The sequence below is a fragment of the Breznakia pachnodae genome (assembly GCF_030814225.1).
Classification (GTDB): domain Bacteria; phylum Bacillota_I; class Bacilli_A; order Erysipelotrichales; family Erysipelotrichaceae; genus Breznakia; species Breznakia pachnodae.
This window is the reverse complement of record NZ_JAUSUR010000001.1, coordinates 656,370-674,756: the sequence shown is the minus strand read 5'-3', so window position 1 is coordinate 674,756 and position 18,387 is coordinate 656,370. Positions and strand designations below refer to the sequence as shown.

General features: G+C 32.0%; 18 protein-coding genes. All 18 read left to right on the top strand.

The window, feature by feature from the left end:
• The 18 genes from J2S15_RS03195 to J2S15_RS03110 all read left to right on the top strand — a co-directional run bounded on the left by J2S15_RS03195 (nucleotide 1) and on the right by J2S15_RS03110 (nucleotide 18,378).
• On the top strand, nucleotides 1-519 hold the full coding sequence (locus J2S15_RS03195) for an RDD family protein (protein WP_307405413.1): 519 nt from the start codon (nucleotides 1-3) through the stop codon (nucleotides 517-519).
• Nucleotides 519-1,946, top strand: coding sequence for a glycoside hydrolase family 1 protein (locus J2S15_RS03190; RefSeq protein WP_307405411.1), 1,428 nt, complete (start codon nucleotides 519-521; stop codon nucleotides 1,944-1,946). Before J2S15_RS03195 ends, J2S15_RS03190 begins: the two co-directional genes overlap by 1 nt.
• Before the next feature lie 11 nt (nucleotides 1,947-1,957).
• Nucleotides 1,958-3,361 carry a glycoside hydrolase family 1 protein gene (locus J2S15_RS03185; RefSeq protein WP_307405409.1) on the top strand — a complete coding sequence of 468 codons (1,404 nt, stop codon included), beginning with the start codon at nucleotides 1,958-1,960 and terminating at the stop codon, nucleotides 3,359-3,361.
• Nucleotides 3,362-3,379: 18 nt separating this feature from the next.
• Entirely contained in the window at nucleotides 3,380-4,114 is a 735-nt protein-coding gene (locus J2S15_RS03180; RefSeq protein WP_307405407.1) for a DeoR/GlpR family DNA-binding transcription regulator, read from the top strand.
• Nucleotides 4,115-4,227: 113 nt separating this feature from the next.
• A complete protein-coding gene (locus J2S15_RS03175; RefSeq protein ID WP_307405405.1) occupies nucleotides 4,228-5,124 on the top strand; it encodes an ROK family protein in 897 nt (298 codons plus the stop codon).
• Entirely contained in the window at nucleotides 5,124-5,576 is a 453-nt protein-coding gene (locus tag J2S15_RS03170; RefSeq protein WP_307405402.1) for a DUF3284 domain-containing protein, read from the top strand. Before J2S15_RS03175 ends, J2S15_RS03170 begins: the two co-directional genes overlap by 1 nt.
• A gap of 65 nt (nucleotides 5,577-5,641) precedes the next feature.
• A complete protein-coding gene (locus tag J2S15_RS03165) occupies nucleotides 5,642-6,466 on the top strand; it encodes a MerR family transcriptional regulator (RefSeq protein ID WP_307405400.1) in 825 nt (274 codons plus the stop codon).
• A gap of 46 nt (nucleotides 6,467-6,512) precedes the next feature.
• Nucleotides 6,513-6,959: a hypothetical protein gene (locus tag J2S15_RS03160; RefSeq protein ID WP_307405398.1), complete on the top strand. Its 447-nt coding sequence runs from the start codon at nucleotides 6,513-6,515 to the stop codon at nucleotides 6,957-6,959.
• An 81-nt stretch (nucleotides 6,960-7,040) separates the two neighbouring features.
• Nucleotides 7,041-10,583 (top strand): excinuclease ABC subunit UvrA, encoded by a 3,543-nt coding sequence (gene uvrA / locus J2S15_RS03155; protein ID WP_307405397.1) that lies wholly within the window; start codon nucleotides 7,041-7,043, stop codon nucleotides 10,581-10,583.
• A gap of 248 nt (nucleotides 10,584-10,831) precedes the next feature.
• On the top strand, nucleotides 10,832-11,257 hold the full coding sequence (locus J2S15_RS03150; protein ID WP_307405395.1) for a coiled-coil domain-containing protein: 426 nt from the start codon (nucleotides 10,832-10,834) through the stop codon (nucleotides 11,255-11,257).
• Between the two features lie 10 nt (nucleotides 11,258-11,267).
• Nucleotides 11,268-11,600: a hypothetical protein gene (locus tag J2S15_RS03145; RefSeq protein ID WP_307405393.1), complete on the top strand. Its 333-nt coding sequence runs from the start codon at nucleotides 11,268-11,270 to the stop codon at nucleotides 11,598-11,600.
• A gap of 9 nt (nucleotides 11,601-11,609) precedes the next feature.
• Nucleotides 11,610-11,906, top strand: coding sequence for a hypothetical protein (locus tag J2S15_RS03140; RefSeq protein ID WP_307405391.1), 297 nt, complete (start codon nucleotides 11,610-11,612; stop codon nucleotides 11,904-11,906).
• 28 nt (nucleotides 11,907-11,934) lie between these two features.
• Nucleotides 11,935-12,696 (top strand): hypothetical protein, encoded by a 762-nt coding sequence (locus J2S15_RS03135; RefSeq protein WP_307405389.1) that lies wholly within the window; start codon nucleotides 11,935-11,937, stop codon nucleotides 12,694-12,696.
• On the top strand, nucleotides 12,693-12,821 hold the full coding sequence (locus tag J2S15_RS03130) for a hypothetical protein (RefSeq protein WP_307405387.1): 129 nt from the start codon (nucleotides 12,693-12,695) through the stop codon (nucleotides 12,819-12,821). Before J2S15_RS03135 ends, J2S15_RS03130 begins: the two co-directional genes overlap by 4 nt.
• Before the next feature lie 85 nt (nucleotides 12,822-12,906).
• Nucleotides 12,907-13,671 (top strand): hypothetical protein, encoded by a 765-nt coding sequence (locus J2S15_RS03125; RefSeq protein WP_307405384.1) that lies wholly within the window; start codon nucleotides 12,907-12,909, stop codon nucleotides 13,669-13,671.
• Complete coding sequence (locus tag J2S15_RS03120) at nucleotides 13,668-15,194, top strand: Mbeg1-like protein (RefSeq protein ID WP_307405382.1); 1,527 nt, start codon at nucleotides 13,668-13,670, stop codon at nucleotides 15,192-15,194. The genes J2S15_RS03125 and J2S15_RS03120 overlap by 4 nt, the downstream gene beginning before the upstream one ends.
• Before the next feature lie 145 nt (nucleotides 15,195-15,339).
• Nucleotides 15,340-16,257: a carbohydrate kinase family protein gene (locus J2S15_RS03115; protein ID WP_307405380.1), complete on the top strand. Its 918-nt coding sequence runs from the start codon at nucleotides 15,340-15,342 to the stop codon at nucleotides 16,255-16,257.
• A 96-nt stretch (nucleotides 16,258-16,353) separates the two neighbouring features.
• Entirely contained in the window at nucleotides 16,354-18,378 is a 2,025-nt protein-coding gene (locus tag J2S15_RS03110) for a BglG family transcription antiterminator (RefSeq protein WP_307405379.1), read from the top strand.
• The last annotated feature ends 9 nt before the right edge of the window (nucleotides 18,379-18,387 follow it).

Sequence of the window (18,387 nt, the reverse complement as noted above, 5' to 3'; positions counted from 1 at the left end):
ATGAGAAGTATAAAGACAACACGCGCAATTGGGTTTGTGATTGACTATGTGATTTGGTACTTATTAATGTATGTCATGATTTTGGTGTATTTCTTCTTGGTAGAGAAGCATACTGCATTTAGTGGAGACATTAGTGCGTATGGTGAAATATTTACCCAGATTATGGGGAAACAATCATTTCTTCTGATTTACATTGGTGCACTACTTGTATATGAATTGCTGATTCCTCTTTGTTTTGGTGGACAGAGTATTTCAAAGAAAATATTAAAGACAGAAATTGTACCATTTCGCGTATCAACGGTATTGGTTAGAGGATTACTAAAGTTAATTATTATTAATCCATGTGGTGTTGTTTCTTATCTGATTGCATCACTGATTGGTGGTAGTGCAGCAATTATTTCAGATGGATTATGGATAATCCTGTTTATCAATGTAGTATTGGTGCTGATGAATAAATCAACATTATACGATCTTGTGAATAAAACAAGCGTTCAGTATAAATTAGTAGGAGAGAAATAATGAATTATAAGATTCCAAAAGATTTTAAAATAGGAGCAAATATGCCTGCATGGCAGGTAGAAGGTGGAAGTAATAAGCTGGAAGGACATTTGCACTTTCCAGACTTAATGTATCGTGCATATCCAGAACGCTGGTTTAATGGTTATGGACCTACCAAAGCGTGCGAACATTATGAGCGTTATGAAGAAGATATTAAATTATTAAAAGAAACAGGTTGTAAACAAATCCGTTTTAATCCAGACTGGTCAAGATTTATCAAAGACTTTGAAACTGGAGAGGTGAATGAAGAAGAAGCGACACACTATCATAATGTTATTCAGTGCTATTTAGATAATGGAATTGAACCAATTATCTGTTTAGAGCACTGGGAACTGCCAGCATACTATTATGAACACTATGATGGTTATGCATCTAGAAAAGTAGTAGATATGTATGTGAAGTATGCAAAGGAAGTATTTACTCGTTATGGTCATATGGTAAAGCAGTTCTATACGTTCAATGAACCAATTGTAATTCCACAACTATGTTTTATGGATGGATTCTGGTGGCCATATGGTAATGATACAAAGCATGCAATGAATTGGATTCATGGGAAAATCGTAGCGAGTGCAAAGGCAATTGCATGTTATCGTGAACTAAATCTGGATGGAAAGATTGGAATGATTATCAACCCTGCATTCATCTACGCACGTAGTGATGCAAACCCACAAGATAAGAAAGCAAAAGAAATTGCAGATTCTCTATATTGGGGTGCCTTTATGGATACAGCTATCAAGGGCGAATATCCAAAACTATTACTAGATATTTTAAAGAAAGAAAATTGTATGTTTGATTATGAAGAAGCAGATTTTGAAATCATCAGACAAAACACGATTGATATTCTTGGGTTAAATTATTATCAGCCACTTCGGGTGAAGGAAGCAGAGTATGTGTGGAATAGTGAAAACTTCCATTTAAAGAAATACTACAGTGAATGGGATATGCCTGGGAAACGAATGAATCCATATCGTGGATGGGAAATTTATCCAAAGGCACTTTACGATGCTGCTTTACGGATTCGTGATGAATATGGAAATATTGAATGGGTTGTTGCAGAGTCAGGGATGGGCGTAGAAAATGAAGAAATCTATCGTGATGAAGCAGGAATGATTGTTGATGATTATCGTATAAACTATATCAAAGAACATTTGGCATGGTTATTAAAAGCGGTAGAAGAAGGATGCAACTGTAAGGGATATTGGTTATTTGCAGGAATGGACAACTGTTCTCCTTTAAATGCATTTAAGAATCGTTATGGCTTAATTGAAATTGATTTAGAAAATAATCGACAACGTAAATTAAAGAAGTCAGCATATTTTTATAAGGACATGATTCAAAGCGGAGAATTTGAATTTGAGGATATTAATAAATCATTAATTGATAAATAGGAGACAAGAAAATGAAAGAATATAAGTTCCCAGAGAATTTTTGGTGGGGTGCAGCAACTTCAGGACCACAAAGTGAGGGGTTTCATAACAAAGCGCATAAAAACATTATGGATTACTGGTATGAAACATCAAAAGAAGAATTTTTTGGTGGAGTGGGACCATTTACTGCAAGTAATTTTTATGAGACTTACAAAGAGGATATTCGTCTTTTAAAAGAAGTTGGAATGAATTCTTTTCGTACAAGTATTCAGTGGACACGCTTAATAAAAGATTTATATACTGGAGAGATTGATAAAGAAGGAAAAAAGTTTTATGATAATGTTATTGATGAGTTTCTAAAAGCAGGTATTGAGCCAGTCATCAATTTATATCATTTCGATATGCCAATTGAACTTCAGCAACAATATGATGGATGGTGTTCAAGAGAAGTAGTCGATTTGTTTGTAAAGTATGCACAGATTGCCTTTGATTTATTTGGTGATCGTGTAAAGTACTGGGCAGTATTCAATGAACCAATGGTAGTACCTGAAGCTGGTTATATGTATGGATTTCATTATCCAAATCGTATTGGTGAAGGTGAAAAAGCAGTACAGATTATGTATCATCAGGTACTAACAACGGCAAAGACAATTGAAGTATTTAGAAATAGCAAGGTTGGAAAGAATGGTGGAGAGATTTGTACAATCTTAAATCTTACCCCTGCATACCCAGCAACAGAAAGCAAAGATGATAAAGAAGCAAGTGAATTTGTGGATGACTTCTTCAACAATGTTTTTGTGGAAACAGCAATCAATGGTGAGTTTCCAAAAAAACTTGTGGAAGTGTTAGAAAAAGATGGTGTCTTGTGGAAGAGTGAAGTAGGAGATGCACAGTTAATAAGGAAGAATACAGTTGATTTCCTTGGTGTAAACTACTATCATCCAAAACGAGTAAAAGCAAGAACTGATAAACTTCCTCAAGAACTTCAAAAACAATGGATGCCAGATATTTACTTTGAAGAGTACGATTGGTCTGAAAAGAGAATCAATCCATATCGTGGATGGGAAATCTATCCTAAAGCAATGTATGATATTGCAATATCAATGCGAGATAAGTATCCGAACACACCATGGTTTATTTCTGAGAATGGAATGGGTGTTGAAGGCGAAGAACAGTACATTGATAAAGATGGAAAGATCAATGATGACTATCGAATTGATTTTTATAAAGAGCATTTACAGTGGCTACACAAGGCGATGGAAGAAGGAAGTAATTGTTTTGGTTATCATGCTTGGACTGGATATGACTGTTGGTCTTGGAACAATGCCTATAAGAATCGTTATGGATTCATTGCTGTTGATTTAGAAACGCAGAAACGAACAATAAAAAAATCAGGATACTGGTATAAACAGGTGAGCGAAAACAACGGATTCTAATAACTTGGAGGAAATGTTATGTTAGCGTACGAAAGACAAGCGAAGATATTGGATATTTTATTAAAGAATGATGTCTATACAATAGAACAGTTTTTAAATGTATTTCCTAAGGTAAGTGCATCAACGATTCGACGAGACTTAAAGTTTCTTGAAGCGGAAAACAGAATTATTATGTTTCATGGTGGCGATGTAATGTTGAAACGTAGTAGTTATGAAGATGTATTTGCGACAAAGAAAATGCATAATATCGATAATAAAATTCGACTTGCAAAGTATGCAGCATCAATGATTAAGAATGGGGATGTTGTGTATCTGGATTCATCAACAACGATTATGGAGATGATTCCCTTTATAAATAAGGAAGTAACGATTGTTACCAATTATGTTAATTTCACTCCATTTCAGGATTTTGATTATAATGTAATAAAAATTGGAGGTACAATTACCAAAACTTCTCTTGCATGTTTTGATTCTTTAGCCAAAGAAATGATCAAAACAATGAACTTTGATATTGCGTTTGTTGGATGTGGAGGGATTGATAAGGTACATGGAATTACGTACCCAACGATCGAACAGGCAATTTATGAACGTCAACTCAAACGTCAGTCACTTCGTTATGTTGTGATTGCAGATGAAAGCAAATTCTATAATGTGTTTGCAGGAAAAGCGTTTGATATGGATGAATGTGAAATTTATACAGATGAATTACCAAAAGAAATTCGCAAGATAAAGAACATTCATATCATTGATTAAGCAAAAAAGTTGCGATTATTAAGGTTATTTCCATAAAGTGGTAAAAATAGTTTTTCAATTATCTCTTATATATGGTTTAATATAAGTAACGGCATTGGAAAAGGAGAATTAAGATGAAATATGCAATTGGAATTGATATTGGTGGAACGAATACACGTGTCGCACTAATTGATGAAGAATATCACTTAGTAGAACGTGTACAATTTGATACAGATGCTCATAATCCACATGTAACATTACAAAAAATTAAAGATGCGATTAACTTATTTGATAAGGAAATTGTAGGGATTGGAGTATCATGTCCTGGACCATTAGATTTATTACATGGTGTAGTATTAAACACACCAAACCTACATGGGGGATGGACAAACTTCCCAATCGTTGAAGAGTTATCTAAAGTAACTGGATTACCAGCATTCTTAGAAAATGATGCAAATCTGGCAGCGCTAGCAGAAGCAACAATTGGACAGGGGAAAGATTTACGTTATGTACAGTTCTTAACAGTATCTACAGGTCTTGGATCAGGGTTTGTAGTTGATAAGAAAATCTACCAAGGTGCACATGGTTATGCGAATGAAATCGCAAATATGATTATGTGGAAAGGTGGACCTAGTCATGGGAAATTATCACCTGGAGGAATTGAAGCGATTTCAAGTGGTACAGCTATCACGAAACGTGCGCAAGCTGCTGGACTTGAAGTAGAGCATGCAGGTGAAGTAAATGACTTGGCTTTAAAAGGTAGTAGTGAAGCACAGGCAATTATGGATGATGCAAAAGAATATCTTGCAAATACATTAGCAGCAATCTTTGCGCTAGTGGATCCTGAAATCTTTATTTTAGGTGGAAGTGTTGCATTAAAGATTGATGGCTTTGTGGAAGAAGTAGAAAAACGTACAAAAGCAAAAGTATATCCAGGAATGGATCCATATGTACGTGTAGTTAAGTCGAACCTAAATGAAGACAGTGGTTTGATTGGTGCAGCTTGTTTGGCGTTCAATAAGGCAGCATAATGATTGTTAAAGTAAAAATGAATATTTCTAGTAGTGAATACTTTGATTTCATTACAGAACATTTGCTTGATGAATTACCAAAGAGTATGAAGAAGAAAATCCAACCCTCAGATATTAAGAAAGGTTTAAAGTATCGCCAAACATATAAACTTAAGAGTGGAGATTTTGTTTCTAAAAAAGAAATAGTAGAGTTTGAATATGGAAAAGTGTATCGTTTACAGATGGAAGTTCCAGATGGTTTCCAGTACATCGGACATACAATTAATCCAATATCTGACGAACAGATAGAAGTTACCTATGAAGAAACAGTAGATAGTAGTAAATCTACTACAAGTTTATTTCATAAATTGAAATCAAATTCTAATAAAAAGCAGATGAAACAAAGATTGAAAGCAATTGAAGAACATATTATTTCAAAAAGAGAATCTGAAGAAGAAGCTGAGGAAGAATAAGTGCTTCTTCTTTTTTCTTGAAGTGTAAAAATAGTCGATATATACTAGAAGTAGTGAGGTCATTTATGTTTAAAATAGGAGAATTTTCAAAACTTACAATGGTATCTATTCGGATGCTTCGCTACTATGATGAACAAGGTTTGTTATCTCCAGCGAGAATTGATGAGAATGGATATCGTTTATATGATGTAAATCAGATTGAGACATTACAAAAGATTGTAATGTTGAGAGATGCACAGTTTCAGGTAGCAGAAATCAAGCAGATATTGGCAACGGATAAAGCAGAAGATATGGTAGATTATCTGAATAAAAAGGAAAAAGAAATTGCAGAGGAAATTACTCAAAAACAAAAGACAATACAAAAGATTCAATGGATGAAACAGGATGTTAACAGTGAACATTATTCTGATCACTACAAAGTTACATTTAAAAGTATCCCTTCTTATCCAATCCTTTCTTATCGTACAATCGTTCCTAGTTATTTTGATGAAGGAAGTATGTGGCAAAAGATGGCTGAATTTATGCAGAAGGAACATGTAGAAGTTGTAAACTCTGCATACAATAATCTTTCTATTTATTATGATACAGAATATCGAGAAAAAGATTATGATATTGAAATTGCAGTTGTAGTAAAAAAGAAAAAAGAAGACAAAGATGGGTTTGTATATCGTGACAGTGAACCAGTAGAATTGATGGCTTGTGTAATGGTATATGGTCCGTTCAGCAATATTTCAAAAGCATACTATAGTTTTGCCCTTTGGTTGGATAAACATCCTGAATATCAGATGGATGGATGCACAAGACAAATCTCGCACAAAGGACCGGATAATGAAAGTGATCCTGATAACTATCTTACAGAAGTACAGATACCAGTAAAGAAGCAAGTTTAGTTTTTGAACTTTTTCCTATATAATACAAATAGAAGGATGTGGTTATATGTGTGAATGTAAGGAGTGTTATAGTACAGATAATCGTGCGACACCATTATTGAATAAAGAAGATTGTTTAAAAAGTCATACACAGTATATTTGTAGTACATGTGGAAGATGTATCTGTATAGCGAAAGATGATAAACGAGGACTGCAAAGATGGAACTTTCCATTTAAGTCATTAGATATCGCAAAACTATATTTGAGAACTGCAGATGTTACAACTAGAACGAGTTGTGGGATTTATGAGATTGTTAATGACAAAGGAAGAAAATCCTATAAGATATTTCAATCAAAAGCTGATGTAGATGCTTATTTACAACAACATAAAGATAGAAGTAGTACGGGAAAACCTCTCTATCAAAAAGAAGTGTATAAAGATTTTGAAGGCATACAAATTCGTATGTTGAATGAAGAAGAAATAAAAGAGTATTTAAATAGTTCAAAAGAATGAGACGATAGGTTTCATTTTTTTAATTTTGATATTGACACTCACATGGTGAGAGGGTTTATGGTCAAGGTGGAGGTGTGAGTTATGCATAACGTATATGAATTAATCAAAATCGGAGAACTAGAAGTAAATAATCAATATATTCAGTTAGAGGATAAGTATAAAAAGGGTTTAAAATATCTATCATTATTCTCCCATATAATTGTATTTTATGGTGATGAAAATATTGATGTATTTGATAAAAGTTTATCATCTACAGTATTACAAATAAAAGAGATAGATGAAGAAGATAGTAAAATCTATATTGAAGAACATACAATTCAAAGAGATATCACAATCTATGATATGAAACCTTATTTTCCTTGCGAAGACAGAGTAAAGGATTCTGTTTATACTGGTGATGGCACAAACGATATTTATCGTAATGATCAATTTATTGGAAAGATAGAAAAAGAAGAAGGTAGATGCTATCTTAGATTTAATGAAGATTTAGCTAGCATTACCCAATTTCTTAAACAAGGTTCTCATCTGAAAATATATTGGTGGTTTCATAAATTTGAAAAACCTATTTATCGAAGAAACCTGGAAGGAACACCACCATATGAGAATGCGCCACGTACTGGTATATTTGCCACTCGATCACCCGTTCGAATCAACCCATTAGCACTAACGACTGCAAAGATACTGGGTTATGATGAACATCAAAATCGAATTGAAGTATCTAAATTAGATGCATTTGATAAGACACCGATTTTAACCTTAGGTATTTATAATAGTGAAAATGATTTTGTGGACCAACCTGAAGTGCCTTATTGGTTAAGTCATTGGCCAATGTGGTTGGATGATACTAGAGAGAATATTAGTGAAACTCTTGTAGATATGAAATCATCAGGTAGAGAGGCATTGCTTAACTATCAAAATGAAACAATTGAAGTAACGAATGATGAATATAAAGAAACAGTAGGTAATCATGTTAGAAAAGACATGATAGAAATTATTGGGGCGAGGCAAAATAATTTGAAAGGAATTGATGTAAATATTCCATATCAGAAAATAACAGCAATTATTGGTGTGAGTGGAAGTGGGAAGTCATCGCTTGCTTTTGATACAATATTCGCAGAAAGCCAACATCGTTTTCTGGAGAATATGACATTCCAGGAACGAGGAACAAAACAATTAGGTAGACCTGATGTAGATTATATATATGGATTACCTCCAGCAATTGCAATTGCTCAACAAAACAAGAATCGAAATCCACGTTCTACCGTAGGTACATTAAGTAATCTTGATGGATTATTAAGAACACTTTACAGCAACATCGGAACTCGTCATTGTCCAGTGTGTGGTAATGAAGTTAAAACAAATACACTTGAAGAAATAGTAGATATTATAAAACAATGCAAAACAGATACAAAAATAAATATATTCTCTTTTGATAAGGAAAAATCATTTGGTGAGTTTATAATACTAGAACCATCGAATGAATCCTATATTAAATTTATAGACAATATAAAAGAAACAACTAAAGAAGCATTAGCATATTCAAAAGGTGCAATTAATATTTTATTTAATGATACAGATGAAGTTACTTTTCAAACAACACAAATGTGTCATCACTGTGAGCATATGTTTTTTGAAATGACACCATCAACCTTTAGTTTCAATAATGCAGAAAGTGCATGTCCACGCTGTAATGGTAGTGGAAAGATGTTTGAAATTAGTAATGAATCAATTATTAGTGATCCATCTAAATCTATTCTAGATGGTGCATCACCATTCTGGGGTAACTTACGTAAATTTCTTAAGAATCCAAATGCAAACTGGATGAAAGGGGAAGTACTAGGTTTAGCATTAAAACTAAATGAAGATCTAGAAAAACCATGGAATGAACTAAGCGATGATTTCAAAAAGAAAGCAATTTATGGAACAGATGAAGAAGTAGTATTTCACTATGAAAATAAAAATGGAAGAAGTGGAGATATATCAAGAAAAGTAGAAGGTGCTTATCATATTATTAAACGTTTATATAAATCGAGTTCAAGAGAAACGGCAATGAAGATTGCAGAGCAATATATGAGTGAACAGGAATGCCCTTCCTGTCATGGAGAGAGATTATCAAAAGAAGCAAGACTAGTTTCAATCGCAGGAATTCGATATCCAGAAGTACAAAACATGAGTTTTGAGTCTTTGTTATCTTGGATTGATATATTAAGAAATCAGCTAACGGGTTTAGAAAGAGAATTAACAACGCCTCTACTAAAAGAGATTCATAAGAAAATATCACTCAATATAAAAGTGGGATTGGGATATTTGAAAATGAATCGTAGTGTCACAACTTTATCAGGAGGAGAACTACAGAGATTACGTTTGGTAACACAGTTAGGGAGTGGAATATCTAATATCTTATATATTCTTGATGAACCATCAAGTGGACTGCATGCAAGTGACTATAAGAAGTTAATCCAGATTATTGAAGAACTTCGTGATAATGGAAATACTGTTATTCTGGTAGAACATAATAAAGACATGATTTTAGGTGCAGACTATATCATTGATGTAGGTCCATCAGCAGGAGAAACTGGTGGGTATGTAGTAGCTGAGGGAACACCAAAAGAAATTATGAATTCAAAGAAATCTAAAAGTGGTGCTTACCTCAGTGGTAGAGAACAAGTTACTTCACCGAAAATAAATATAGATAATCTGGAGTGGATTACAATTGATGGAATCCATGAACATAATTTAAAAAATATTAGCATTCGATTTCCAAAAGAAGCATTGACATGCATTAGCGGAGTTAGTGGAAGTGGAAAGAGTACGTTAATGAAATATGGAATTCATGATGTATTAAATACTGGAACACAGTTTGATCAAGTGGTATGGATTTCGCAAGGTTCAATAGGTAGATCATCACGTTCGAATCCTGCAACTTATACTGGAGCTATGGATGAAATACGTAGTTTATTTGCGAAGCAAGATAAAGCGAAACAAGCAGGATATAGCAGTAGTCACTTTAGTTTTAACAGTAAAGATGGACAATGTGGAACATGTAAAGGAGAAGGCACTAAAACGGCAGATAATGACCTCTTTAACTTCTCAACGGTATGTCCAGTGTGTAAGGGAAGTGGATACAATGATTCGGTACTGAAGATAAAGTATAAAGGGAAGAATATTCATGAAGTATTAAAAATGAGTGTAAAAGAAGCATTACCATTCTTTAGCGATAACAAGAAACTAAAAACTATCTTTACTCTATTAAATGATGTTGGTTTAGGTTATTTAAAACTTGGTCAAAGTTCTTCCACATTATCTGGGGGAGAATCGCAACGAATCAAACTAGCAGTTCAATTAAGTATGAAGGATGCATCTAATACATTATTCTTATTTGATGAACCAACAACCGGACTTCACTTTGAAGATATTCAAAATCTATTATCCATGTTTCGTAAACTTACAAGCAATGGAAATACGGTAGTAATTGTAGAACATAACACAGATATCATAAGAAACAGCGATTGGATTATCGACTTGGGTCCATCAGGTGGTCAACATGGTGGAGAAGTAATTATTCAAGGAACACTAAAAGATGTAATTAATTGTACTGAAAGTGAAATAGGACGAATATTATGAGCTAAATAAGCATATTAATAACTGAAAAATTTGTTATTTCACTTGGTTTTTGGTAAAATATCATTAATGGAAACACCAGACTGAGGGGCAACTAAAACTACAGGGCAGTGGTTAAATGTCAGTTTAACTAATGAAAGAAGATAGGGAACACTTTTTTAGTGATATTTTTCGTTTTGCTTGGTAGTATTATATAACCATTTAAACACCTATCTTAGGTGTTTTTTATTTTAGAATACTAGGAGGGAATAATGGAAGAATATCAGATTAGAAGTCAATTAACACAAATTGAAAATCAGTTGAATAATTCTTATTCATCATTAAGAAGTAATCAGGAAAAAGTAGCTGACTTACAACAGTTCATCACTAACTATGAAAATAGAAAAAATACAATAGTTAGTGATATTACAAGAAAACGAAGTATGATTTCAAACTACGAAGACACATTAAGAAAAGGTGGAGGTACCAAAAACTATTCTGAATATATGCAGAATTTTTTGTACGGACAAAAAGGGAATCGAATCATTCAAAATATTGATGATGTTATTTGGAGAATGAATAAAAAGAAAGAACAATTACAAAATCAGATTTTAGATATTGAGAGTAGTATACGTTCATTGAATTATCAACATGATGATTTACAATGGGAATTAAATAAATGTTTAGCTAACTATTAGGAGGGGTAAAATGAGTGAATTAATTATAAAGGATAGTGAACTAAAGCAAGCAGAAGATTTTATTAATCAATTCATGAAAGAATTGATTGGTTACTGTGAAGAATATTATAGTAACGCAACTGTAATCCATAGTGAAGGTTTAAAGAATAGTGAAATGATAGAAGTGATTAAAAATAAGATAGCTCCATTAAGTTCTTTTTATGTAGTTGAGAAACAAGTGAAAGTTAGTGGTAAAAGTCAAGGGCATGAATCAATAAAAGTAACAAGTGGAAAAAGTTTTTTAGGAAAATCAGTGAACGATTTTATTTCAGATATAGATGAAATTGACTCAATCTTATATTAGGAGGGAAACATGGGAAAAGAATTAGCAATAAAAACAAAAATATGTACAGATACATTAAGCAAAATGAAAAATATTCAAGATTCAGTATCAAGTATTACCGAATTTGACTGCAATGATTTACTTAGGGAAAGTAGTGGTGATTCAGTAAATGAATTAAAAGCCATGGTACAAGAGATGTATACATTAAAAGCAACAATCTATAATCATATGACAGAGCTAACAGAATCAATAGAAAACTATATTAATGATCATATTGAATTAGATAAGACGATGGTATCTAGTTTGAGAAGTCATACTAAAAAATAAATTATTTATAATGTAAGAATTGAAATGTATGAAGAAAATTAAACTAATGTTAGCATTGTGTGTGCTTATGGTTAATGGTTGCAGATATATGGATGAAGATAAAAGTTTCACATTAGACGAGGTAGAGATATCAATTATAGAATATGTGGAAACCAAATATGGACAGAAATTTGAATTGGTTGATATTGGATATAATTCAATAATATCAAAAGAGGTAAATGCACGTGTAATTGACAAAAGTGATGAACAAAAAAATGAGATTAGTGTAAATTGGTTTTATGAAGATGGTGAAGAACTGATAGATGATAATTATACCCGTCTAATATACAAGTTAGAATTAAATGATTTTATGGATCAACAGGTAAAAATTCAATTTAATGAAGTTAATTATATTACATATAGCAATATAGCAGATAGCATCCCAATTGAAAAGTATGATAAAACAGTTTCATTTTCTGAAATTAGTAAAAATTATGATATTGATATTTGGACAATAATTTTACTAGATGAAAGTTCTCTGGAAAAAGAAGAAGAAATAAAACAAAAAATATTGAGATTATATGAAGAAATAAAAAAAGATACAACTTCTGATGTGAAGTTTGGAGTAAGTGTATTGGTATGTGATAATACTACTTTTGAAGAAAACCGACCATTAGTAGAAGAATATAAAAAAATGTTTTCTTTAGATAGGAGAGATGCGTCATTGACGTATAATAAACCAGATAGGGTGATTTTAAAAACATTTAGTTTTACAACGAATGATATAAAAAGAGGAGTGACAATACGATGAGTAAAGCGGAAGTATTGTTGATATTGAATTCATTACTCTACTCAAATGGTATTAATAAAGAAAATTTAAATATCAATGTCTATGAATTAGTACAAAAAACCGGATTGACTAAACCAACATTGTGATTGCTATACAAGACGAATGTAACGTTAGTTAGTGTTGGACAATATATATTAAGAGTTTATCAATAAGAATAAAGGCGGAAACGAAATGAAAAAATGGAAAATAATAATTGTATTCAGCATATTTATAGTAGGAGGATGTAGATACATGAATGAAGATAAAAGTTTTACATTAGATGAAGTAGAGGTATCAATTATAGAGTACATGGAGAATAAGTATGGACAGGAGTTCGAGTTGATAGATATAGGTTACAATTCAATAATATCAAAAGAGGTAAATGCTCGAGTAATTGCAAAAAATGATAAACTAAAAAACGAGATTACTGTGAATTGGTTCTATGAAAATGAAAAGGAATTATTGACTGATGATTATACATATTTGTTATATAAAGACGAAGTGAATAAATTGATGGATCCAATGATTCTAAACAATTTTAGTGAATATGAATATACTGCTTTTAGTATCATAACGGGAGACGGAGTTCCTATAGAAAAATATGAACAAGACATTCCTTTGTCAGAAATTGCTAAAGAGAATAAAATTACTATATCTACAAAAATTTTACTGAAAGAAGGAGATGTTGAAGATAGTAAAATAGAAAATGAAATAGTAAATTTATATGAGGAATTGAAAACAAATACAACTAATGATGTTCACTTTAGTATTAATATTTATATATGTAAAACTGATGTGTATTATGAAAATGAGCAACTCATTCAGCAATTTAAAAAATTATATTCTATGGATGTGAGTAATGCTAATTTTACTTATAATGATGGAATAGATGAAAAACCATTAAGATCTTTCTGGTTTACCTCAAACAACTTGGAAGATGGAGTGAGAGTTCGATGAATATTCATGAGGTATTGTTGATACTAAACTCATTAGTATATTCAAGTGGAATTAATAAATCTAATTCAGATATTAGTGTTTTTGAGATGGTGGATGATGGTCTATTAGTGAAACCAAATGATGATATGATTGCAACACAAGAAGAGTGGGATGCATTATTAAAAACAGTAAAACAAAATGAAACTTATTTTTCTAATATCAAAATTGCTGATATTGAAAGTGTTAAAGATGCTCAAAAGAATGTAACTTTTGTTAACAGCAGTACAAATGAAGTGTATATTGTGTTTAAAGGTACTGGATCACTGGAATGGCATGATAATGCAATGGGTGGGTTGTTGATGACAATCACAACACCTCAACAACAAAATGCTGTTAACTACACCAATATGATTGCTCAAGTATATCCAGATTCAGAATTATTTGCGAGTGGACATTCAAAAGGTGGAAATAAGGCACAGGTTGTAACTATTTTATGTGATGATGTTACAGCAGGATATTCTTTTGATGGACAAGGAATGGGGAAGGGATTCTTAATCCAATATCAGGATCAAATTGAAAAAAATAAGGATAAAATCTTTTCTTATTCAAATCAAAGTGACTATGTAAACCCACTATTTACTACAATAGCAGGAAATATCTTTTTTACAGAGAGTGATGGAAATCTATTGGATTGGTTAATGGATGGGGATTATAATACTCTAAAGCGTCAGCATTCACCATTAACAATGTTTGAATTAAAAGATGGTGTTTTGGAAATGAGAAATACTGAAGGCGTGAAACAAGATCCAACAGCCATATTTTTAGGTAACGTGGTTGAATACTTTAGGGAAAATATGTCTGAAGATGATTTTGAAATTTTTTCTACAATGGTAATGCATTTAATGGAGACGGATGGATGTGGAGATCCTGATTATAGTTTTGATGATATTCCAGAAGAATTTTGGTGGCGTTTGATTGCTCATATTTATAACTTTGGTATAGACTTAGGAATGACTGAAGAAGATATAGAGTTGTTGTTAGAAAATATTAATATATTTATCCCTGATGATTCTGCACTTAAATACTTAGTAGGAGCAATCCAAGTGTATAAAGGTTATAAAGTAGTATCATCTTTTATGTCTGAAAACAAGGGAGTTAAGAATCGATTGAATGAATTATTATTGAACTATAATAAGGCATATAAGTCAGTTGCTGCTGCTAAAAAAATAGTTAGAGATTTCAGCAGTAACGCACAAGCAGTAATGCATGATTGCTTGATTAATGAACTAACAAATGATATGTTATCTATCGGTTCAGTCAGTGGTTGGGATTATGTTGCTAATATTTTATCAAATACTGGAGTTACAGATGCACATAGAATGGTTGCAAACGACTGTTTTGAAATGTTAAGAATAAATTCAATTACAGATGAAAAATATAATAAAATAATTGCAGATGTTTATGAAGCAGATAGTAACTTTGCTAAACAATTAAAGAAGAGAACTGAAAGTTTGCAAAAATATAGAAATAATTTTACAAGTTAAATAATTGATTATAAATTATATAGAATGATAATAAGAATTGATTTGGGATTGACGAAAGTTATCCCAAATTTTTATATGAATGATTATAAAATAGTATGTATCGAAAACAAGTGGATTGATGCTATAATTATTTTGGTGATAAATTATGAGTATATATTGCATAGGACAAGCAGTTTATGATATTACATTTCCAATCTCTGAAGAGATTAAAGAAAATCGTAAATATCGAGTAGAAAGTAAATTTGAATGTATTGGTGCACCTGCTACTAATGCAGCTTCTTTGTGTGGGATTTGGGGTGGAGATACATCATTAGTTGCACGTGTAGGTAATGATGCTTATGGTGAAGTAATCCGTAAGCAACTAGAGAATAATAATGTAAATACAGATAGTGTAGTTGTAGATGAAAAGTTTCAAACACCATTAAGTATGGTTGTAACAAACACAAACAATGGTAGTCGTACATTGTTCAATTATCCAGGAAAACTAAATGAGATTGAATTCAAATTACCACAAAGAGAACCTAATGTTATCTTAGTTGATGGACATGAACTTGAAGCATCATTGCAGGCACTAAAGAAGTATCCAAATGCAATATCTATTATTGATGCTGGAAGCTTTCGTGATGCGACAAGAATCTTATCAAAAGAGATTGATTACTTAGTTTGCTCACAGGATTTCTTATATCAATATGCACAAGTTGATGTTGATATTAAGGATAAAAATTCTTGGGAATTAGTGTTTCAAAAACTTAGAGAACTTAGTGATGGGATTATTGTTGTTACTTTGGGTGAACAAGGATTACTTTATGAAGAGAATAATTGTATTTATCATTTGCCTGCATATAAAGCAGATGCAGTTGATACTACAGGGGCAGGAGATGTATTTCATGGAGCTTTTGCTTATTGTCTAGATAAAGGATATTGCTTGGTTGATACATTAAAAATATCAAGTATGGCTGCATCACTATCGGTTAGAAAAATTGGTGGACAACTATCAATTCCAACAAAAACAGAAGTGAATGATGAACTACAACGATTACATACAGGAATAATATTAATATAATCATAGTTTGACATTCAAAAAGGCATTGGCTACAATAAAAACATAAGAGACAATTTTTTATAATAGAGATAAAGAGAGAACTAAAGAGGTGAGATGATGATGGACTTAGAGGTGCGTTGTCAGGAATTACTCAACAAGCTATTGATGAGTGAAGACTACATAAGAATTGCGGATGTCGCAAAAGAAAACAACATTTCCAAAAGAAGTGCATATTATGATTTATGTAAGATAAATGATTTTTTAGAAGCAAATAAAATAGAAGAGGTACGCTTGGAAAGAAACAAGGGTATTTTCTTGTCGCAGGAACAGAAAGATTTGATTCGTGAGATATTAAAAGAAATGCCCGTACAGAATGATGTATTCTTTTCACCAAGTGAAAGAGCGAAGATTATTATTTGTGGAATTATCACAAGTGATCGACCTTTGTTTATAGAAGATTTTATGAATTTTTGTCAGGTATCAAGAAATACAATTATTAATGACTTGAAAGTAGTTGCTTCAAAATTAGTAGAATATGATTTAGAACTAAACTACGAAACAAAATCAGGTTATGCGATTTTAGGAAATGTAATACGTAGTAGAGCATTGTACTTTTTATACTTTCCTGAACTAGCAGAGTTTTATCGTAAGAAAGTACTGCCAGTTCCTTATGAATCTAAAATTATAGATAATTTAGAGAAACTGGATTATATTGAAAAAACATTAGATACAAAATATGTAGAAGAAACATTACAGGCACTTGCAAACTTTATTCCGATTATGGAAGAGAGTGAAGAAGAACTTAGTTTTAGTGATGTGGATAAAAATACAATTACGGATTCGTATGAATATAAGTTAGTGGATAGAAAGTTTTCTCATTTAAGATCAAATGAGAAACTATACCTTACGTTACATTTATTAGGATCAAGATTACAGGCGTTACCATTTGATTTGATGAATGTTGATGAAGATCAGGAACCTTATGAAATAGCGAAAGACTTAGTTAGTGAATTTAGTCGTATTGCTTGTGTGGAGTTTGATAATAATGCAGAAATAGAACGTAGTTTGTTTGTGCACTTAAAGTCTTCTCTCTATCGGTATCGGTATGGAATTCAATTGGGAAATCCATTGATTGATGAAATTAAAGTTCAATATCCTGAATTGTTTGAGATTACTAAGAAAGCGGTTGAATGTATTACACAAAGAATAGGTGTTCCTATTAATGATAATGAAATTGCTTATCTTACCTTACACTTTGGTGCCTATATAACACCAAACCAGAACATTGAAGAAATGAATATTCTAATTGTATGTCCAAATGGATTATCAACAGGGAATATGCTTCGTGGTGAAGTAAGCGCATTAGTTCCATATGCAGATCGAATCGATGTAATTTCTTTAAGTGAGTTTGAAGAAATGAAAGATAAGTATACAGTAGTAATCAGTACAGTAATGATTGAAAATCATCCAAACAGTTTATTGGTTCATCCAATCTTAACGGATGCGGATCGAATTATGATTTTAAAGAAATGTATGCGTACAACAATTAAAACGCAAATTAGTGTAGATGATATTTTTGATGTAGTAAAGAAATATGTAGATGACAATAAACTTCCTTCTTTAAGAGAAGATATCAAACGTTATGTAGATAGTTTAAATACGATTCAATATCATCCGTTAAAAGATAACAGTAAAGGAATTATTGATTCTTTGGATGAAGAGGATTTAATCTTTATTGATGATGATATGGACTGGAAACAGGCAATTCGTGTAGCCGCACAACCATTGCTTGATGAAGGGGCAATAGAGACTCGCTATATTGATGAAATTATCCAACAGACACGTCTTCTAGGACCATACATGTTTATTACTGATGATGTGGTATTGGCTCATGCGAAAGCGGAAGATGGAGTAAATTATCTTGCATTCTCAATGGCTGTCTTTGAAAAAGAAATTTTATTTCCAAAACAAAAAAGTGCAAAGCTTATACTAGTATTAGCTGCTGAGGATCAGGTGAAACACTTGAGGATTCTAAAAGATATTATGGCAATCTTCTCAACACCAAAATACAAACAGACAATCTTACAGGCAACATCGTTTGAAGAAATGACAAAGTATATTGAAGAACTTGTAGAGGAATAATGAATAGTC